We start from the raw sequence: 19,002 nt of genomic DNA on the forward strand, positions 1-19,002 counted from the left end.
TTTAAGCCGATGAGGGAATGAATTTTTGGAATGAACCTTACAAAAAAGCAAGCAAATAAGCTGGTAACAGGATGTATTGATAATAACCGCAAGGCCCAGGAGGAATTGTATAAGCTTTTTTATGCCGATATGTTAAGGGTCTGTATCAATTATTTGCCCGATAGGGAAATGGCTAAAGAAGCATTTAATACAGGATTCCTGAAAGTATTTCAGTCGATTAAAAATTTTGATACCGAAAAAGGAGAGCTGGGGGGATGGATCAGGAAGATCATGATCTTTACATCGATTGATAAATGCCGGAGCGAATTGAAATTTAATCATCTACTGATTACTGATAGGGATGATGACGAATTTTTCATTTCGCCCGATATATTAGAAAAGCTTTTTTTTGACGATATATTAAAAGAGATCCGCACGCTGCCCCTTGCAACGCAAACAGTTTTTAATTTATCAGTACTGGATGGCTTTAGCCATAAAGAAATAGCGGCACAATTAAATATAAGTGAGGGTACCTCGCGCTGGCATTTGTCCGAAGCCAAAAAACAATTAAAAGGATTGCTTGAAACATCAGCAAAAGGCGCTGGCCGGCAAGCAGAAAGGAGTGGTAAAACCAAATGAAAAACTCACTCAAATACCTTAAACTCTGGCAGAAGAAAAGAGGTGAGATGCAGGTCAATGATGATCCGCAGGCCGATTGGCTCCGGATACAATCGCTTCTGGATGAACAAATGCCCGAAGTTAAAAGGTTATCCGGCTTTAAAAGACTCAAGATATTGCCAACTTTTTTTATTGCTTTTTCGGCAGCGGCGATGGTTTATATGGTAAGTAATATTGTTTCACTCGAAAAAAACAAACACCCCGTCAAACATGGTTATCACCATACTGCTAATTTTATTCCTGATTCCGCCAATCAAAGTCAGGCCATAGCCGTTGATTCTTTAAATCCAGCTGGTTCCGGGACAGCAGCCGATAGCACGGGATTAACCGGAGAAACGGCACAAAACGCAGATAGCAGCCTGGTTAAACCGATTAACGATGAAGCCGCGACGAACAGAACGAAACCCGCTAAAAATGTCGGGGTCGCCGGCGGTCAGGCCCCTGCAGGCCAGGTTTCCGGGGGTATAAATGCCCAAAATAAAACTGTCTCAGCAAGCAAAGGTTTTGGGCAGAGAACCGCGCTATCAAACCTTTTGCATGTGTCCGGACAGCGCAATAACACCGGCCTGCATGCAGCAGGAAGAGGCGCAAAAGGGCTTGTACAAAGCCGTTATCCTGGCCATGCCTTGCTGCCGAATGCTCCGAATTCAAATAATGAGCCGGTTAGTGATGCTATTACTCCCAATTTATTTACGGGCACGCAGAATGCCTCGGTCAGCCGCGATAATCCTTTCATAGCGGCAGTAAAACCGCAAATAGATTTTACTGCTATAAGTGCCGTTCATCCGGTCAACCTGCCTGCTTTTGGAAGTGGTTTGGTGCCCACAGGTTCGGGGCAGCCACCGGCCGCAAAAAATACAAAGGGAAAAACCGCAAAAGCAAAAAACAACAAACCCTCGGATATTGATTGGGGAATACTCACCGGCGTAAATTCGGCAGGTAGTTTTACCCCGAAAAACCAGAATGCGAACTTTTACGGGAGTTCCCCGGTCGACTTGTACTTTGGCTTGTTTGTTTCGTATAAGGTGAATGCTACCTGGGCAATAGCCCCACAGCTTAGGCTATTTAGCCCTCAAACCATCACCACAACCTACTCACATGCAAATAACAGTAAGGTTGATTCAAACCAAAACCTTACTATAACATCTTCCCGCAAAGTTTATGCTTTAAGCGTCCCCATTTATGCAGTTTATAATGCAACCAGCAATCTAAGTATTAAAGCCGGCCCGGTGATCAATTTCCCAATAAAACAAATTAATACCAATAGTTTGTTGCAGCCGGCCACGTTAAAAGCCGACAGCGCTTACTACACAAACATCATTGGTATAATAAATAAAACAAAATATGATCAAAAACTGAATTTTGGAATATCAGCCGGGGCAAGCTACAAATACAAGCGCTTTATTTTTGAAGCGGCCTATCTGAAAAGTTTAAGCGGCTATAGCGTAACATCAGGGCTGGGCAGCTATAAGTCTTATAACGGCACATTCCAATTTACGATAGGATTTCAGCTGGATAAATTGAAACCCTGATAGTGAAATTTGCCATTATTTTTGTTTTCCGAATCCCGATATAACCCAACTTGTTGCTATATTTATAACAAAAATATTTACTGCTATGATGATCAAAAAAATCCTTATCGGAATAGATGATAGCAAACATGCAGCATATGCTGCAGAGTTTGGGTTTGATTTAGCCCGGAAATTTAACGCACAGGTTGGCCTGGTGAATATCGTAAGCCCGGTTATAATTTCGCAGTTAACGGGTGCCGATCCAATCATCGGAATGCCATTACAGGGTACCGGTATTGAAGAAACCGAGCTATTGGATATACAAAAAAGCCAGTCAGAAAATATCGTTGAGCAAACCATTAAAAAATTTGCCGGGGATTTACCTGTTACCCATTTTTCGGAATACGGTTCAACTGCCGATGGAATAATAAGCTGCAGCAAAGAGTTTAATGCCGACCTGATCGTTGTTGGCACACATAATCGTACAGGCCTTGATCGCCTGTTTATGGGTAGCGTAGCCGAGCACGTAGTACGGCACTCGACGGTGCCGGTTTTGGTGGTGCCTTTAAAGTCCGAAAGTCAGTAAAGTCGGAAGTCCGTAAGATGATTGTGGTTAAAATTCAACTATAAAAATCTTTCGGACTTTCGGTCTTCCCGACTTTCGGACTAATATAGCAGCCTGAACTTTATCGTATGCTCAATCGCCTTCAGCTCATTTAAAACTTCCGGATCATAACCCGTGTTTACATCCGTAATTACATAACCGATTTGCGGGTTGGTCACCAAAAATTCGCCCACAATATTAATGTTGTGGCGGGCAAAAACATCGTTTATTTTAGCAAGAATGCCCGGTACGTTTTTATGGATGTGGATGAGCCTGTGCGCGTTGTTGTTCCGTGGCGGCTGCAGGTCGGGGAAATTGCAGCTGGTATGGGTTTTGCCCTCGTTCATAAAAGCAATTACCCTTCGGGGGATAAAATCTTCATTACGCGGATTGTTTTTGGGGTCATCAAAAATAATGATGCCATTTTCGCAGGCCGCTTCCATCAATTTGCGGCCGTTTATTTTGCCGAAAATGCCTATCACTTTTAACCTGCCTGCATTTTGCAGTTGTTCAGGCGTGGGCTGGTTTTCTTCGTCGCAAAATAAAATACCGGCTTCCTGCAGGTATTTCTCCTCAATACTATCCTTTTCGCGGATATTATAGCCTTCTTTCCGCATCAGCGAAAGCGCTTCCTCTTCCACATTACCAATTACCAGGCACTTGATCCGGTTTTTAGGGTACGATATAGCCCTGGGAAGTTTATTGATGTACAAAAACTCGTCAAAGCTGGGCGTAATGTGGTCGGCCTTTTCGGCTACTGATTTGCGCTCGATATTTTCAGTAAAAGCAAAGAATTTTTTAATCATTCCCGATTCCTTCAGCTGGAAATCCGAATAGCCATCGCCAATGCCAAATATTTCACCCTGTAAGTTAAGCTCTTTCAATAATTTAACCTTGCCACCTTCCTGCGAAAGCGGGTTGCTGCGGTCATACCCTATAATATTGCCTTCCTCATCAAATACAAAGGTATTGGCGTATATATTCTCTTTCTTAATAAAATACTCTGTTACTACGGGGGTAATAAATTCCTTAAACCCACCTGATACGATCAGCACCTCGTCAGCATGGTTTTTGAAAAACACCGTATTGCGCGAAAATGAGGTCGATACTTTCTTTTTTAAATGAGTAACCAATTGTTTTAAATGGTCGCGGTTGGCCTCTAAAAGTTTAACCCTGTTCTCCAGGCTTTGGGTAAAAGATAATTTACCCTCCATGGAGGCATTGGTAAGGTCCTCTATCTTTTTGTAGATATTTTCCCTGTCGGGGTGATTTTTTAGGGAGATCCGGGCCAGCTCGTCTAAAGCCTCAACCTGCGTAAATGTACTGTCGAAATCTATGATAAAGTATTGATCCATTTTGATATGCAACTATGCGATTGCCTTGCGGTTGCAAATGTGCGAATTTTGGATGATTTATAGACGTTAGAATGAAAGGTAAAAATGCAGGGCTGTTTTTTGTAAATCAGTATTTTTTTCTTTATTTTTGAAATAAATACCCCAGGCAATTTTGCTTAAATTATTAATTTCCAAAGCTGTAGCAGTGCCTGCTGTTTGTTTTTTTATGCGCGAACATGAGCCGGCGTTTTGTTTCAGCAAACATATTCCGGATTCCGGCCAAACGAAATAGAATTCATTCAACGTAGTTAATACAATAAAACCCTAAAATCACGATTATGCAAGTTCATGTAAATTTCCTGGCTGTCGCAGCGGCGGCAGTTGCCTGTTACATTATCGCCGCTATTTGGTATGGCGCTATTTTTAGCAAAGTTTGGGTGCGCCTTACCGGCATCACCGATATGAAGCCCGAACCTTTAAATATTGTGCTGGTGCTCATCGGCTCATTTGTAATGGCCTATGTTCTGGATCATTCCCTTGTTTTCGGCAATGCCTATTTAAAAACAAGCGGTATACAAGGGGGACTAATGGGCGCATTTTTCCTTTGGCTGGGCTTTGTTGCCACGGTAACCTTGTGTACTAAATTGTATGAGAAAAAACCATGGGGGCTTTGGCTGCTGGATAATGCTTTTTGGCTGATCGCCATGATGGTGATGAGCGTTATCTTATCAGTGTGGCCGTAAGTTATTTATTGCAAGAGAAATTAGGACAAAATTTTATTAAGTTTGAGTTACTAAACAATTCAACACTTATCAAATGGATCCACAGGTTTTTAACACCCCCAACGCACCGCGCCCCAATGCTTTTGTTCCGCAGGCAGTAATAGCGGGCAACCTCATCTTTGTTTCAGGCACGGTCGGCACTGATCTTTCTACCGGAAAGTTGGTTGCCGGTGGTTACGAAGAGCAGGTTGTACAATCTTTCAAAAATGTGAAGACTATATTGGAAGATGCCGGGAGTTCGCTGGATAAAGTGGTAAAGATAACCGTGTTCATGGTATCCGGTCAGGATCCCTATTTTTCGGTCATCAATAAAGTTTACAGTACATTTTTTCCAAAGGTAACACCTGCGCGAAGCGCCCCGCAGGTGATGCCTTTTCCTGGCGGTATTCTTTTTTCGGTAGAATGCATCGCAATTATTGGATAAAGCCTCGCATAATAAAGATGTTGGCGTAGTAATAGCTACAGCTACCATGCCCGGATTGGAGGGCTGGGTCGGATGTTCTCAGTTCTTGCGCCAATTATTTGTATGCCCAGGCAATAGTTCTTATAGCGGGTATCCGAAAGACGATTTTTGATTTACGACAATAATCATACATACCTTATATTTGAATATGAAATTCCTTTTCCTCTCACTGTTGTTTTTGACAAGCTCACCCCTTTCCACACGAACTAATAATCGTTTTTTGCCGGCTATCGCCCCGCCAGATTCTATCCTTGCCAAACTAAAAGCTTCTAAGGCTGCCATTGATAAATATGTAGCACAGCATCCGAAAAATTTAATCGTTTTAGTTAAAGTGCCGGGCAAGAAAAATTTAGTAAGGGTTATAAATGAGAAATGGCCAGATGAAATTGAATACACTTATAATATAATGATAGGCCAACCCGGAAAGGTAATCTTTATCGACCAAATACCTTACAGTGAAAGTGGGGATTGGTTTATCGAGTATAAACATTATTTTGATGAGCGTGGAAACACATTTGCTTTTAGCAAGGAAGAATCAATTTTTGATGATAGTGTAAAGGGGGGCATTGTAAGAACGACGCTTTTGAAATATTTTGACGCGGGGTTTAAAAATATAAGCCAGGTTGATAAACTTACGGACAAAGACGGAAATGAAATAAAGAAGAATAAAAACAACTTCAATTTTCGGGAATATAAATATGCTATTTATAAAAGTGTAAAGGATTGCCTTGACGGGTATTATATCAATTATAGCCAACTCAAACTCCCCCTTTAGGGGGTCGGGGGGCTAGCGAGTATCCTGATCTCTTTTGGATAATAATTATTGATCCTGTTTGGCAGCAGCTTTGCCCATCCCAGCGGTTCGCCTTCAAAGCACATCAGGCTCCAGCCTTTATCCGTTGGGTTGATATCGATATTCTCCCGCCTTAAATATTGTATGGCTTGCTCATAGGTAAGCTCCGTTTGCAAAAAAGCATCCTTGTTAGTATGGATACTCAGCGCCAGTTCATGATCGGGTACCAGGTCTTTACCCATCAGCTTACCTATCCTGACACCTGATTTTTTAATATAGAGATACCGCTGCAAGGTGTCCAGGCTTTCTTTATGAATCCTGTTGATCGCCAGCCAGTCGTCATTAATTTTATTATAATAATAGTTTTCAGGTTCAATTAAATAGCGTTTCACTATTTCGATCTCCTGTAAGGCTAATTTTTGATGCCCTTTTGCTTTGAAGGACGGTGCATCATCAGCCTGCTCTTTCTTTTTCAGGCAAGCTGCAAATAAGCCTTCACCTTTTGCCTGCCCCGGGTAAAAACGATAGCCAAAGGCTTGATGCTTTTCCGACCGGGTTTCAACAATACCCCACTCCTTGTCATGGTGAGTTTGCCGAACCATAGGTATAGGTAAGCTTTCCATATTAAAGGTGTCACAGAGCCAATCAAGGATTTCCTCATTTTCCTGGTGCGAATAGGAGCAGGTACTATATATAAGGTATCCGTCTTCTTTTAAGGCGGGATAAACATCGGCCAGTATCCGTTCCTGCCGCTGGTGGCAAAGGTTTACATTGGCTTCGCTCCATTCGTTCATGGCTGCCGGGTCCTTACGGAACATGCCCGAACCCGAACAGGGCGCATCAGCCAGGATGATATCAAAAAGCCGGTCAGCCGGCCGAAGTCTTTTGGATCATTATTGCTTACTATACTATTGGCAGTGCCCCAGCGGTTAAGATTATCGCATAAAACAGGTACCCGTGTTTTAATGATCTCGTTAGCCACCAGCAGATCATCGGCGCCGATGGCCGAATTGATGAGCGTGCTTTTGCCGCCGGGCGCGGCGCACAGGTCGAGTATTTTCACCGGTTCATCCTTGTCCGGTCTTATGGTTTTAAGGATATGATCAATAAACATGGAGGATGCTTCCTGCACATAATAACAGCCTGCGTGAAAAAGCGGGTCGAAAGTAAATGACGGGCGGGTGTTAAGATAATAACCATCGACACACCAGGGCACCTGGCCATCAGTTTTGAGGGCATGTTTTTTAAAGGGATTTAAACGGATCGAAGTAGGCGATTCAGTATTTTGATGTGCATTGATGAAATTTCCGGCGTCGAAACCTGGCTCGGCACTTAATATTGAAATAAAATTTTCGGGGAAATTGGGCTCGTTCATATCTTTTCAAAGATACTAATTCCATTGAATGGTGGTCTTTGGCACCTCATCAAATACAATAGTGCTTTTCATTTGGTTTAGCATACAGATAGTTAGCTGTTATGTTTTATCTTTTTTAAAAAATGTTTTGGCAGGTAGCCGAAATCTCTGTACATTTGTGACCGCTTTAGAAAAAAGGCGTTGTTTTTTGAAAATATAGCGAATAAAAATAATCTGAAAATAAGTGAAAATAACACTTGACAGGAATTAAAAATAATCGCATCTTTGCAGCCCGCAAACGAGGAAAGAAAAGGAGAGAGGAAGCGGGGAAAAAGAAGAAAAGTAAGCTTTAGAAAATAAAAAAAAATAAAGTTTGCGAAACAGAAAAAGGTTGATACCTTTGCAGTCCCAAAAGAAAGGGTCGCCGAAAGGCAAAAAGCGGAGAGCGATTCTCAGCTTTAAAAAATGAAAAGTTGACACTTGAAAGAGTGAAACACTATAAAGTCTGAACCGTGAGGCGAAGATGAAAAGTTCTTATAAAAGATAGATAATCATGTAGCATAACAGCTGAGCCGCGAGGCGAGGTAGTTATGAGATAAAAAGAGAGAGGATACTGTAAAAGGAATAATTTTTTTACAGATTCTATTAATTAATAATAGGGTCAGGTAAATCAAACAACAACATTATACAATGGAGAGTTTGATCCTGGCTCAGGATGAACGCTAGCGGCAGGCCTAATACATGCAAGTCGGACGGGATAGGAGAGCTTGCTTTCCTTGAGAGTGGCGCACGGGTGCGTAACACGTATGTAACCTACCTTTATCAGGGGGATAGCCTCTCGAAAGAGAGATTAAGCCCGCATAACATGAAGACACAGCATTGTGATTTCATCAAATATTTATAGGATAAAGATGGGCATGCGGAACATTAGCTAGTTGGTAAGGTAACGGCTTACCAAGGCTACGATGTTTAGGGGATCTGAGAGGATGACCCCCCACACTGGTACTGAGACACGGACCAGACTCCTACGGGAGGCAGCAGTAAGGAATATTGGTCAATGGGCGCAAGCCTGAACCAGCCATGCCGCGTGCAGGAAGACGGCCCTACGGGTTGTAAACTGCTTTTGCAGGGGAATAAACCTCATTACGTGTAATGAGTTGAATGTACTCTGAGAATAAGGATCGGCTAACTCCGTGCCAGCAGCCGCGGTAATACGGAGGATCCAAGCGTTATCCGGATTTATTGGGTTTAAAGGGTGCGTAGGCGGCCTATTAAGTCAGGGGTGAAAGACGGTAGCTTAACTATCGCAGTGCCTTTGATACTGATGGGCTTGAATGTACTAGAGGTAGGCGGAATGTGACAAGTAGCGGTGAAATGCATAGATATGTCACAGAACACCAATTGCGAAGGCAGCTTACTATGGTATGATTGACGCTGAGGCACGAAAGCGTGGGGATCAAACAGGATTAGATACCCTGGTAGTCCACGCCCTAAACGATGAATACTCGATGTTAGCGATATACAGTTAGCGTCAAAGCGAAAGCGTTAAGTATTCCACCTGGGGAGTACGCCCGCAAGGGTGAAACTCAAAGGAATTGACGGGGGCCCGCACAAGCGGAGGAGCATGTGGTTTAATTCGATGATACGCGAGGAACCTTACCCGGGCTTGAAAGTTAGTGAATGATACAGAGACGTATCAGTCCTTCGGGACACGAAACTAGGTGCTGCATGGCTGTCGTCAGCTCGTGCCGTGAGGTGTTGGGTTAAGTCCCGCAACGAGCGCAACCCCTATGTTTAGTTGCCAGCATGTAATGATGGGGACTCTAAACAGACTGCCTATGCAAATAGAGAGGAAGGAGGGGACGACGTCAAGTCATCATGGCCCTTACGTCCGGGGCTACACACGTGCTACAATGGGCAGTACAGAGGGCAGCTACCTGGCAACAGGATGCCAATCTCAAAAAGCTGTTCACAGTTCGGATCGGGGTCTGCAACTCGACCCCGTGAAGTTGGATTCGCTAGTAATCGCAGATCAGCAATGCTGCGGTGAATACGTTCCCGGGCCTTGTACACACCGCCCGTCAAGCCATGGAAGCTGGGGGTGCCTGAAGTGCGTAACCGTAAGGAGCGTCCTAGGGTAAAACCGGTAACTGGGGCTAAGTCGTAACAAGGTAGCCGTACCGGAAGGTGTGGCTGGAATACCTCCTTTCTGGAGCAGTATCCACAAAATCTCTTCAAAACATAACAGCTGAGGCTGTTAGCTGCATGATCTATTTTTTATATTAGAAATGAGATCTGAGATCTGAGATGTGAGACAAAAATCTCAATACTCAAATCTCAATACTCAAGTCTAACAAAAGGAAACCCAAAAGATGAAGCCATTAGTATATGGCTTTAACTGAAAGAGGTTGCGAGATTGTAAGAAATTACGAATTACGATTTACGAATTACGATTGACTCGGAAACAAGAAAAATCTAAAATCGTACATCTGAAATCGTAAATCAAACAGTCCCGTAGCTCAGTTTGGTTAGAGCACTACACTGATAATGTAGGGGTCAGCAGTTCAAATCTGCTCGGGACTACACGCGGCGCAGCCGCGAGTCAAAAGTCGGAAGTACAGAGTCCAAAGTCAGAAAAAGACAAAGACTTAGAACTCAAGACTTAAGACTTACGACTCATCATAGGGGGGATTAGCTCAGCTGGCTAGAGCATCTGCCTTGCACGCAGAGGGTCAACGGTTCGAATCCGTTATTCTCCACCACGCCCACCGTTTCCCTCAAGGGGGATAGGATATCATGCAAAGTTTGAGGGATCAAACGGGGCCACGTTCTTTGACATATTGGAAGAAGTAAATTGAAAGAGAAGACAACAGTATAGAGGACTGTTAAGGCTTCAAAGGTTTACAAGAACAAAGGGACAACGGTAGCGATACCAATGAACTGATGAACGAGTGAACTAATGAACGTAACAAGAATCAAAAAGCATACCATACGAGCAAAAGGCGTATGAGTAGAAGAAAGTAAGAAAGGGTACACGGGGGATGCCTTGGCTCTCAGAGGCGATGAAGGACGTGATAAGCTGCGATAAGCCGCGGGGATCAGCAAATATGAATTGATCCGCGGATTTCCGAATGGGGAAACCTAACTATTTGAAGAATAGTTGCATAAATGCGCGAACGTGCTGAACTGAAACATCTAAGTAAGCATAGGAAGAGAAAACAACAGTGATTTCCTGAGTAGTGGCGAGCGAAAGGGAAGAAGCCCAAACCTACTATGTTACGGCATAGTGGGGGTTATAGGACCACAACATGATATACAAAGAAAACCGGAACGGGGTGGGAAACCCGGCCATAGAGCATGAGAGCTGCGTACGGGTAATTGATGTAAGGATAGTGGTATCCTGAGTACCGCGAGGTCGGAGACGCCTTGTGGGAATTTGCCGGCACCATCCGGTAAGGCTAAATACTCCTGAGAGACCGATAGTGAACCAGTACCGTGAGGGAAAGGTGAAAAGAACCCCGAACAGGGGAGTGAAATAGAACCTGAAACCGTGTACTTACAAGCGGTCGGAGCTGCGAAAGTGGTGACGGCGTGCCTTTTGCATAATGAGCCTACGAGTTACTCTTCATTGGCAAGGTTAAGTGTTTAAGACACGCAGCCGAAGCGAAAGCGAGTCTGAAAAGGGCGCACAGTCAGTGGAGGTAGACGCGAAACCTTGTGATCTACCCATGGACAGGTTGAAGGTGCCGTAACAGGTACTGGAGGACCGAACCGATAAACGTTGAAAAGTTTCCGGATGATCTGTGGGTAGGGGTGAAAGGCTAATCAAACTGGGAAATAGCTCGTACTCCCCGAAATGTTTTTAGGAACAGCCTGGCGGTTGAGTTAATAAGAGGTAGAGCTACTAATTGGGTGCGGGGGAGTCAAATCCTACCAAATCCAGATAAACTCCGAATGCTTATTAATATACGCTGGAGTGAGGCTCTGGGTGCTAAGGTCCAGGGCCGAGAGGGAAAGAACCCAGACCATCAGCTAAGGTCCCCAAATTACCGCTAAGTTGAACTAACGAGGTCCGATTGCACAGACAGCTAGGATGTTGGCTTGGAAGCAGCCATTCATTTAAAGAGTGCGTAACAGCTCACTAGTCGAGCGATCGGGCATGGATAATAAACGGGCATCAAGCGGTATACCGAAGCTATGGATTTGCACTTTGGTGCATCTGGTAGGGGAGCATTCTATTGCCGGCGAAGCAGATACGTAAGTTACTGTGGAGGTTATAGAAAAGCAAATGTAGGCATAAGTAACGATAAGGCGGGAGAGAAACCCGCCCACCGAAAGACTAAGGTTTCCTGATCAACGCTAATCGGATCAGGGTTAGTCGGGGCCTAAGGTGAAGCCGAAGGGCGTAGCCGATGGACAACTGGTTAATATTCCAGTACTATTTATAATTGCGATGCGGTGACGGAGCAGTGACACTGACGCGAACTGACGGAATAGTTCGTTAAAGGCCGTAGGTATAGGAGAGGTAGTAAAGTACGCCACTCTTGCTGAAAGCTGATAGTACCTTGAGCCTTCGGGTAAGGGGATAGTTCAGGTAATCATACTTCCAAGAAAACCCGCTAAGCTTCAGATTATGAATACCCGTACCGTAAACCGACACAGGTAGTCGAGGAGAGAATCCTAAGGTGCTCGAGTGAATCATGGCTAAGGAACTCGGCAAAATGGCCCTGTAACTTCGGGAGAAGGGGCGCTTCAGCAATGAAGCCGCAGTGAAAAGGCCCAGGCGACTGTTTAACAAAAACACATGGCTATGCAAAATCGAAAGATGACGTATATGGCCTGACACCTGCCCGGTGCTGGAAGGTTAAGAGGGGATGTTAGGAGCAATTCGAAGCATTGAATCGAAGCCCCAGTAAACGGCGGCCGTAACTATAACGGTCCTAAGGTAGCGAAATTCCTTGTCGGGTAAGTTCCGACCTGCACGAATGGTGTAACGATCTGGGCGCTGTCTCAGCCATGAGCTCGGTGAAATTGTGGTATCGGTGAAGACGCCGGTTACCCGCAACGGGACGGAAAGACCCCATGCACCTTCACTACAACTTAACATTGAAATCGGCTACAGGATGTGTAGGATAGGTGGGAGACTGTGATCTGGCTTCGCTAGGAGTCAGTTAGTCAACGTTGAAATACCACCCTTTCTGTATCTGGTGTCTAACTCCGCATAGCGGAGGACATTGTTTGGCGGGTAGTTTGACTGGGGTGGTCGCCTCCAAAAAGGTAACGGAGGCTTTCAAAGGTAAGCTCAGTACGCTTGGTAACCGTACGTGGAGTGCAATAGCATAAGCTTGCTTGACTGTGAGACAGACAAGTCGATCAGGGTCGAAAGACGGATATAGTGATCCGGTGGTTCTGCATGGAAGGGCCATCGCTCAAAGGATAAAAGGTACGCTGGGGATAACAGGCTGATCTCCCCCAAGAGCTCATATCGACGGGGAGGTTTGGCACCTCGATGTCGGCTCGTCACATCCTGGGGCTGGAGAAGGTCCCAAGGGTTGAGCTGTTCGCTCATTAAAGTGGCACGCGAGCTGGGTTCAGAACGTCGCGAGACAGTTCGGTCCCTATCTGTTGTGGGCGCAGGAAGTTTGAGTGGGGCTGACCTTAGTACGAGAGGACCGGGTTGGACTAACCTCTGGTGAATCTGTTATGGCGCCAGCTGTATTGCAGAGTAGCTACGTTGGGAATAGATAAGCGCTGAAAGCATCTAAGTGCGAAACTAGCCACAAGATGAGACTTCCATTGAGGGTCGTAGCAGACTACTACGTTGATAGGTTACAGGTATAAAGGTGGTGACATCATAGCCGAGTAATACTAATCGCCCGAAGCTTTCTCATAGCAGGTAATAATAGTGATTAGAGATCAGAGAATAGAGATTAGGACTTGTCCTGTTCGCTAAACTTAAGGCTCTAATCACTCAACACTAATATTGTTGTTTTCTCAATCTACTTACTTCTTTCAATTATGTTTAAGTTTGTTCATTAGTTCACTGGTTCAGTAGTTCATTGGTAACTGCGGGATAGTAAACAAAAGACAACAAACAAAATAAAAATACTGGTTAGGTACATTAGCCAACATGCTCATACCAATGAACAATTGAACTAATGAACCAATGAACCAAAAAATATTCAGGTGCCTATATCGGCGGTGTCCACCTCTTCCCATTCCGAACAGAGAAGTTAAGCCCGCCAGAGCCGATGGTACTGCAGTAAAATGTGGGAGAGTAGGTCGGTGCCAAATCTTATCAAGACCCTTAGTTCAAACGAACTAGGGGTTCCTTGTTTTAGTGCCATCTTTTACGGATGTTATGCCCGCCGGAGCCGATGGTACTGTCCGGCTGAAAGACGGATGGGAGAGTAGGTCGGTGCCAAATCTTACTGCGTCCGCCAAAAGGCGGATCAAGACCCTTAGTTCTAAAGAACCAGGGGTTTCTTGTTTTATAGCCTTTTTTTGTTCCCATCGCCGTCATACACCAACCAACAACAGTAAGCCGGGTTCATCACCTAAACTACAATGAAAAAGCCCTGGCGTTATACACCAGGGCGGTCGAAAGCTTATTAGATTTAAATACCCATGGAATTTAGTATTGGTATTATGCAATCAGCAAACAAGCCATTGATAGCAAATACAGTGTGCTGCGGATGGCGGGATAGCAAAAAATTAATCCCTAATCTCCGGCCGCTAATCTCCACCTACGAGTTTTTCTTCAAATACTCGTCGGTAAACTGGGCGATATATCGTTCCACATTATTGCGGATCTCTTCCAGGTCGCGGTTTTCCACTTTTGCCAGCACCTGCATCAGTAACAGGTTGTTTATTTTATTGTAGGCATAAGTTGAAGCTGCATTGCTTAAAAGTTTGGCATTCAGATCAATTACCCGCGCCAGTTGTTCAGCCTTTAGTTTATCGTTTTCTGTTAGATCGCTCATAATGGATTGTATTAAATAAAATTAGTCGAATATTGGTTTGTCCTGCAAATAAAAACAATTGCCGCCGATATTTTAATAATTTTTTGTGACTTTATTGTTGAAATTGAAAAAACTATAATATGCATCTTTGCGCCTTTAACCCTTTCCCCTAACAGGGATGTTCATTAAGATGGCGCATATTCTACTGCTTATTGGTAATATATTTCCCCCGTCGCACGCTGTATCTACTGACCTGTTTTTGCTGGCTGCAGGCTTGTTTGCCGGAATGATCAACGCTGTGGCCGGCGGCGGCACTTTTATCAGTATGCCGGTATTAATTTATGCAGGTTTACCCTCGGTTCAGGCAAATGCATCCAGCACGGTTGCGTTATTCCCCGGTGCGCTTGCAAGCGTCTATGCTTATCGTAAAGATTTTAAAAGTTTTGAAAAGATCTCGCTAAAAGCACTCATCATTATTTCGCTAACGGGTGGCTGTATCGGCGCGTTCCTGCTGATTCTGACACCGTCTAAGAATTTTGATAAGATCATCCCCTGGCTGATATTATTCGGCTCGCTGACATTTATTTTTGGAAAACAGGCAGGCCGGCTGCTGCAAAGCCGGTTTACGATCAGCCGGAGTTCCCTGATTATTGCACAATTTATTTTAGGGATTTACGGTGGGTATTTTGGCGGCGGAGCGGGCATTATGATGATGGCCGTATGGAGTGTTTTCGGATTAACCGATATCAAGCTCATCAACGTCAACAAAACGCTATTGGTGGGAGCAGCCAATTCCATCGCTGTTATTATTTTCATCATCTCGGGCAAGATCTGGTGGACCCAAACCTGTATTATGCTGGTAGCTACTACCATAGGTGGTTATGCCGGCGCTTACTATGCGCGCAGGTTAAATCAGCAAGTACTGCGCGGGGTTATTGTTTTCCTGATCATTCTGATCACTGCATTTTTCTTTTACCGCGCCTATAAATAGCTCATGCCATCCCTCCGGATATCTGTTTTATTTAACCAGATAAAAAAATAGTTTGTTTGGTAATTGCTACATCTTTTTATAATAAGGAATACAGGGTAATATAAGTTCCATGCCTCTTATACGTAACATATTGCAAATAAACCGGTTAATCTGCAGGTGGCACCTATTTTGTATTGTATTATAAAATAACGTTAATAATAACCATTATATAAAAATCATCATTATGAAACCGATCAAATATTTTGCATTGCTACTGGTGGTAGCGGCAAGTTTAAATTCTTGTGTTGTACACCGCGAAGGTTGGGTTCGCGGCCATTATAATTATGGACCAAGGGGAGGCCGTGTATGGGTTCCGGGGCATTATAATTAATTTTTTAAAATAACGGTTGCAGGGGAAATTTACCTGCAACTTTTAGTTTATAAAATTCTTAATGCTCATCCAGGTATTGGTATAGTTGAGCGCCTGCAAGTAAAAAGGCGCCGGTACCATAAACCTCGTTACTATCTTCTGTCACTTTATCAGGGCTGCCTCCTATGGGTTGTACATAGCCTAACATTCCGTTGGGTTTAACGGCGGTGACCATTGCCAGCCAGGCCCTTTTGGCTACCGGCAAATATTGCTGTTTATTTAATAGCCCGTGGTTCATTCCCCACAAAATAGCATAACAATAAAAGCCGGTTCCGCTGCATTCTTTAATAGGATAGCTCGCCGGGTCTAACAATGAGGCGTGCCAGCTTCCATCGGGCTGCTGTAAGGAAGCGATCTTTGCCGCCATATCTTTAAACAGGCTAACAAATTTTTCCCTCCCGGTGTAATTGGCAGGCATATTTTCAAGCAACCTTGCCAGCCCTGCCAAAACCCATCCATTTCCCCTCGACCAAAATACTTTTTCACCATTCTTTTCTTTCTTGTCCAGGTAACTGCCATCCCTCGAGTAAAGATGCGCCTGCGGGTCGTACAAATAGGCGGTGGTTTTCCACCAGAGGGTGGTAGCTTTATCCAGGTACTTCCGGTCGCCGGTGGCAGATGATAAATAAGCCAATGCCGTTGGCCCCATAAACAAGGCATCGCACCAGGCCCATTCGCGATCCTGGATGTTATTCTTCCACTCCAGTGACTCAGTAAAGGGGAGGCTAACAATACTATCCCCCAAATGTTGAAAAGGGGCGATCATTTCGGGCCGTTTGTATTTCATATACAACAGCGAATAGGTTTGCCCAACGCAATAATCATCAGCCATCAGGCGGTTGTTTCCTGTGTTCCAGTTCACCTCATTACCAATTTCTATCAGTTTATTATCGTACCTTTCATCGCCGCTTGCCTTACTCAAATCAAAAAGGCCGGTATACAAAGCAGCATTTGTCCAATCGGTTTTTTTGTGCGTGAAACCTTTGGTTTGCCAGTATTGTAATTGCCAGTCGCCAACCCGTTTCATTATTTTGAGGACGGAGTGGGGGGAAAAGACAGTGTCGCGGGACACGGGATTTGATTTGTGTGCCTTCACAGCTTGCACAATTATTAAGAATGTCAACACCAATATAGAAATTTTATTAGGTTGAGTTTGGAGTAGTTTCATTTTTTAATCCTATTTGTTTTCGATAAAATTTGTCATTGACTTCTTAACATCTCTGCCTTTAAAAATACGTTTGAAGGTGTGAGGATTTCTATTTTTCCATCACCCTTTATCGCCAGTTGTTTTGTTTGCTTGTTAAATACGATCTGAGGATATTTCAATGAATCATGTCCTATCATACTTGAGTTTTGCTCTCCACTATATATGGACTCGTCTTTGTCTACAATTTCGCCGTTATCTAGATTTATTATTTTCGGAAATTTAAAAGTATCCCAGGAAAACTTGTCGTTAATGGGGTATAAATTTCCAAATTCTCCTTTTATTTTTACAAAATTAGTCACTTCATTTAACCCTATATCCCAAATACCTACGTGCTTCAGGGGAAGATTAAGATTTTCATCATCATAAGCCTCATCTGATGTGCCAATCATAATTTTTGAGTCATTTATAAAACTTGCAGTACAAACCTCAACATCTATATTCGGACTTAAAATTGATTTATCGAGAAGCAATGGATTATTAATACACGCGTCTATATTAAAAACTTGTACAACATCCGTTGGATGCCAGCACCAACCCTTACTCATTAAAAAAGTATTTGGGGCGTTAATTTCTAACCTGGAATGAAATACATAGGATGGTTTTCGTCCCGGTATATCAGTTATCAATTCTCCGGTTTCTACATCTTCAAAATCAAGTCTGCTATATTCCAATGGACAATGCACTAAATAAGTTTTGTAGTTGACAGTAACGAATGCTGCGGGATATTCATATACATCAGCATAATAATATGACCTGTTTATTTCCCTAAGGAGTTCACCATTTTTTAATAGCAATCCTTTTGTTTCAAGTTTTTTATATATAAATGCATATTGACCATCAGATGAAACAATGGAGCTGTCGAAATTATATCCGTAATGATATTTTCCAAGTTGCTTTTCCTTTCCATCCAGCGAATACAATTGTCCCGCTGAAGCCCAATCAACAACAGCCGTATCTAACCAGCAAATCGTACTTAAAAAGCCCGCTGTTATTGTTTTTCTTTCCATTTAGGCGATGTTGGTTTGTAATGATGGTACTAATATATCGCTTAATTATGCTCATTGAATCAACTTAATGAAAAGAGGTATGGTCAAAATATAAGATATACTACATTATTATAAATAATCTACATTTAATCTATGGAAAAAAACAAACCGGCCCGGCGCGATTTTATTAAACTTTCGGCTTTGACATTAGGTAGCCTTACCCTTGCTCCTTTGGTAAATGCAGATGCAAAACCATTTAAGCCGCTAAAAAAGGTAAACACCGGCGGTAAAAAACTGCACATAGTTTGCCTGGGCGCCCACCCGGGCGACCCTGAGTTTGGCTGCGGCGGCACCATGGCTAAATACAGTGGAGCCGGGCACAGCGTTACCTTTTTATACCTTACCCGTGGTGAAGCCAGCGATCCAAATAAAACCCATGCCGGGATGGCAGCGCTGCGAACCAAAGAAGCAGAAACCGCCTGCAAAATAGTAAACGCGACACCACAGTTTGCCGGGCAGATTGATGGTGACAGTATTTTGAATAAAGAATGGAACGACAAAGCGACGAAAATGCTGGCGGCCTTAACCCCTGATATTGTTTTTACCCAATGGCCAGTTGACGCGCACCGCGATCACCAGGTTACCGGACTATTAGGCTTAACTGCCTGGGTGCGATCGGGCAGAAAGTTTGATCTATACTTTTACGAGGTAAATACCGGGGTTGAAACTATGGCCTTTACACCGACTGATTATGTTGATATTACCGCTGAACAGGAAAAGAAAAAGCAGGCTATGTTTGCACACCAAACGCAGGACCCGGTAAATACCTATAACAATTATTTTAAACCGCTGGAAGAATTCAGGGGGCTGGAAGCCGGCGTTAAAGCTGCCGAAGCATTTATCCATTTTAAAGCCGGGGACAAAAGAGCAGGGATTATTGGTCTGTGAG

The 19,002-nt window shown here is 43.7% G+C and carries 15 protein-coding genes, 2 tRNA genes and 3 rRNA genes; 14 read left to right on the forward strand and 6 right to left on the reverse strand.

Translation table 11 applies throughout. The features are described 5' to 3' along the window. Positions 1–30: 30 nt before the first annotated feature. The 3 genes from MgSA37_RS01885 (at position 31) to MgSA37_RS01895 (ending at position 2,754) form a co-directional block, all read left to right on the forward strand. On the forward strand, positions 31–618 hold the full coding sequence (locus MgSA37_RS01885) for an RNA polymerase sigma factor (protein WP_096349588.1): 588 nt from the start codon (positions 31–33) through the stop codon (positions 616–618). Beyond that, on the forward strand, positions 615–2,189 hold the full coding sequence (locus tag MgSA37_RS01890; RefSeq protein WP_096349589.1) for an outer membrane beta-barrel protein: 1,575 nt from the start codon (positions 615–617) through the stop codon (positions 2,187–2,189). Before MgSA37_RS01885 ends, MgSA37_RS01890 begins: the two co-directional genes overlap by 4 nt. Positions 2,190–2,274: 85 nt before the next feature. Next, complete coding sequence (locus MgSA37_RS01895) at positions 2,275–2,754, forward strand: universal stress protein (protein ID WP_096349590.1); 480 nt, start codon at positions 2,275–2,277, stop codon at positions 2,752–2,754. Between the two features lie 80 nt (positions 2,755–2,834). Here MgSA37_RS01895 and MgSA37_RS01900 read toward each other — a convergent pair whose 3' ends face one another. Then, on the reverse strand, positions 2,835–4,127 hold the full coding sequence (locus MgSA37_RS01900; RefSeq protein WP_096349591.1) for an HAD-IB family phosphatase: 1,293 nt from the start codon (positions 4,125–4,127) through the stop codon (positions 2,835–2,837). Between the two features lie 317 nt (positions 4,128–4,444). On the opposite strand from MgSA37_RS01900, the gene MgSA37_RS01910 reads away from it, so the two are divergent. The 3 genes from MgSA37_RS01910 to MgSA37_RS01920 all read left to right on the forward strand — a co-directional run bounded on the left by MgSA37_RS01910 (position 4,445) and on the right by MgSA37_RS01920 (position 6,126). After that, a complete protein-coding gene (locus MgSA37_RS01910) occupies positions 4,445–4,849 on the forward strand; it encodes a DUF1761 domain-containing protein (protein WP_096349593.1) in 405 nt (134 codons plus the stop codon). Positions 4,850–4,922: 73 nt separating this feature from the next. Further along, on the forward strand, positions 4,923–5,312 hold the full coding sequence (locus tag MgSA37_RS01915; protein ID WP_096349594.1) for a RidA family protein: 390 nt from the start codon (positions 4,923–4,925) through the stop codon (positions 5,310–5,312). Positions 5,313–5,499: 187 nt separating this feature from the next. Then, complete coding sequence (locus tag MgSA37_RS01920; protein WP_096349595.1) at positions 5,500–6,126, forward strand: hypothetical protein; 627 nt, start codon at positions 5,500–5,502, stop codon at positions 6,124–6,126. Here MgSA37_RS01920 and MgSA37_RS29315 read toward each other — a convergent pair. Next, the gene (locus MgSA37_RS29315) at positions 6,123–6,962 is read right to left on the reverse strand and encodes a methyltransferase RsmF C-terminal domain-like protein (RefSeq protein ID WP_096349596.1); all 840 of its coding nucleotides are present in this window, start codon (positions 6,960–6,962) and stop codon (positions 6,123–6,125) included. The two genes, MgSA37_RS01920 and MgSA37_RS29315, sit on opposite strands and share 4 nt — an antisense overlap. Then, positions 6,935–7,519, reverse strand: a complete 585-nt coding sequence (locus MgSA37_RS01930) for a hypothetical protein (RefSeq protein ID WP_096349597.1) — start codon at positions 7,517–7,519, stop codon at positions 6,935–6,937. Before MgSA37_RS01930 ends, MgSA37_RS29315 begins: the two co-directional genes overlap by 28 nt. A gap of 666 nt (positions 7,520–8,185) precedes the next feature. Between MgSA37_RS01930 and MgSA37_RS01935 the strand changes: the two genes are divergently transcribed. From MgSA37_RS01935 to rrf, 5 genes are all read left to right on the forward strand, one after another. After that, a 16S ribosomal RNA gene (locus MgSA37_RS01935) occupies positions 8,186–9,707 on the forward strand. A gap of 299 nt (positions 9,708–10,006) precedes the next feature. Then, positions 10,007–10,081, forward strand: a tRNA-Ile gene (locus tag MgSA37_RS01940). 102 nt (positions 10,082–10,183) lie between these two features. Beyond that, a tRNA-Ala gene (locus MgSA37_RS01945) sits at positions 10,184–10,260 on the forward strand. Between the two features lie 252 nt (positions 10,261–10,512). Next, positions 10,513–13,389: ribosomal RNA gene (locus MgSA37_RS01950) — 23S ribosomal RNA — on the forward strand. A gap of 291 nt (positions 13,390–13,680) precedes the next feature. After that, positions 13,681–13,792, forward strand: a 5S ribosomal RNA gene (rrf, locus tag MgSA37_RS01955). The 16S, 23S and 5S rRNA genes sit together here with 2 tRNA genes alongside, the layout of an rRNA operon. A 452-nt stretch (positions 13,793–14,244) precedes the next feature. Here rrf and MgSA37_RS01960 read toward each other — a convergent pair. Beyond that, positions 14,245–14,481, reverse strand: a complete 237-nt coding sequence (locus MgSA37_RS01960; RefSeq protein ID WP_096349598.1) for a hypothetical protein — start codon at positions 14,479–14,481, stop codon at positions 14,245–14,247. Between the two features lie 169 nt (positions 14,482–14,650). Between MgSA37_RS01960 and MgSA37_RS01965 the strand changes: the two genes are divergently transcribed. Continuing rightward, complete coding sequence (locus MgSA37_RS01965; protein WP_096357189.1) at positions 14,651–15,451, forward strand: sulfite exporter TauE/SafE family protein; 801 nt, start codon at positions 14,651–14,653, stop codon at positions 15,449–15,451. Positions 15,452–15,674: 223 nt separating this feature from the next. Continuing rightward, the gene (locus MgSA37_RS28035) at positions 15,675–15,821 is read left to right on the forward strand and encodes a hypothetical protein (RefSeq protein ID WP_157750383.1); all 147 of its coding nucleotides are present in this window, start codon (positions 15,675–15,677) and stop codon (positions 15,819–15,821) included. A 58-nt stretch (positions 15,822–15,879) separates the two neighbouring features. On the opposite strand, the gene MgSA37_RS01970 is transcribed toward MgSA37_RS28035, so the two are convergent. Both MgSA37_RS01970 and MgSA37_RS01975 read right to left on the reverse strand, forming a co-directional pair. Further along, positions 15,880–16,887: a glycoside hydrolase family 88/105 protein gene (locus MgSA37_RS01970; RefSeq protein ID WP_232010766.1), complete on the reverse strand. Its 1,008-nt coding sequence runs from the start codon at positions 16,885–16,887 to the stop codon at positions 15,880–15,882. A gap of 173 nt (positions 16,888–17,060) precedes the next feature. After that, positions 17,061–18,074, reverse strand: a complete 1,014-nt coding sequence (locus MgSA37_RS01975; protein WP_096349600.1) for a hypothetical protein — start codon at positions 18,072–18,074, stop codon at positions 17,061–17,063. A 132-nt stretch (positions 18,075–18,206) separates the two neighbouring features. Here MgSA37_RS01975 and MgSA37_RS01980 point away from each other — a divergent pair, with 132 nt between their 5' ends. Further along, a complete protein-coding gene (locus tag MgSA37_RS01980) occupies positions 18,207–19,001 on the forward strand; it encodes a PIG-L deacetylase family protein (protein ID WP_096349601.1) in 795 nt (264 codons plus the stop codon). The last annotated feature ends 1 nt before the right edge of the window (position 19,002 follow it).

This window comes from Mucilaginibacter gotjawali (assembly GCF_002355435.1).
Taxonomy (GTDB): Bacteria; Bacteroidota; Bacteroidia; order Sphingobacteriales; family Sphingobacteriaceae; genus Mucilaginibacter; species Mucilaginibacter gotjawali.

What these genes read in the sequence shown, in the direction of transcription:
- MgSA37_RS01920 (WP_096349595.1), top strand. Translation starts at nt 5,500, where the DNA reads ATGAAATTCCTTTTCCTCTCACTGTTGTTTTTGACAAGCTCACCCCTT.
- MgSA37_RS01965 (WP_096357189.1), top strand. Translation starts at nt 14,651, where the DNA reads ATGGCGCATATTCTACTGCTTATTGGTAATATATTTCCCCCGTCGCAC.
- MgSA37_RS01960 (WP_096349598.1), bottom strand. Translation starts at nt 14,481, where the DNA reads ATGAGCGATCTAACAGAAAACGATAAACTAAAGGCTGAACAACTGGCG.
- MgSA37_RS01970 (WP_232010766.1), bottom strand. Translation starts at nt 16,887, where the DNA reads ATGAAACGGGTTGGCGACTGGCAATTACAATACTGGCAAACCAAAGGT.
- MgSA37_RS01975 (WP_096349600.1), bottom strand. Translation starts at nt 18,074, where the DNA reads ATGGAAAGAAAAACAATAACAGCGGGCTTTTTAAGTACGATTTGCTGG.
- MgSA37_RS01980 (WP_096349601.1), top strand. Translation starts at nt 18,207, where the DNA reads ATGGAAAAAAACAAACCGGCCCGGCGCGATTTTATTAAACTTTCGGCT.
- MgSA37_RS01895 (WP_096349590.1), top strand. Translation starts at nt 2,275, where the DNA reads ATGATGATCAAAAAAATCCTTATCGGAATAGATGATAGCAAACATGCA.
- MgSA37_RS01890 (WP_096349589.1), top strand. Translation starts at nt 615, where the DNA reads ATGAAAAACTCACTCAAATACCTTAAACTCTGGCAGAAGAAAAGAGGT.
- MgSA37_RS01885 (WP_096349588.1), top strand. Translation starts at nt 31, where the DNA reads ATGAACCTTACAAAAAAGCAAGCAAATAAGCTGGTAACAGGATGTATT.
- MgSA37_RS01930 (WP_096349597.1), bottom strand. Translation starts at nt 7,519, where the DNA reads ATGAACGAGCCCAATTTCCCCGAAAATTTTATTTCAATATTAAGTGCC.
- MgSA37_RS01900 (WP_096349591.1), bottom strand. Translation starts at nt 4,127, where the DNA reads ATGGATCAATACTTTATCATAGATTTCGACAGTACATTTACGCAGGTT.
- MgSA37_RS29315 (WP_096349596.1), bottom strand. Translation starts at nt 6,962, where the DNA reads ATGTTCCGTAAGGACCCGGCAGCCATGAACGAATGGAGCGAAGCCAAT.
- MgSA37_RS01910 (WP_096349593.1), top strand. Translation starts at nt 4,445, where the DNA reads ATGCAAGTTCATGTAAATTTCCTGGCTGTCGCAGCGGCGGCAGTTGCC.
- MgSA37_RS28035 (WP_157750383.1), top strand. Translation starts at nt 15,675, where the DNA reads ATGAAACCGATCAAATATTTTGCATTGCTACTGGTGGTAGCGGCAAGT.
- MgSA37_RS01915 (WP_096349594.1), top strand. Translation starts at nt 4,923, where the DNA reads ATGGATCCACAGGTTTTTAACACCCCCAACGCACCGCGCCCCAATGCT.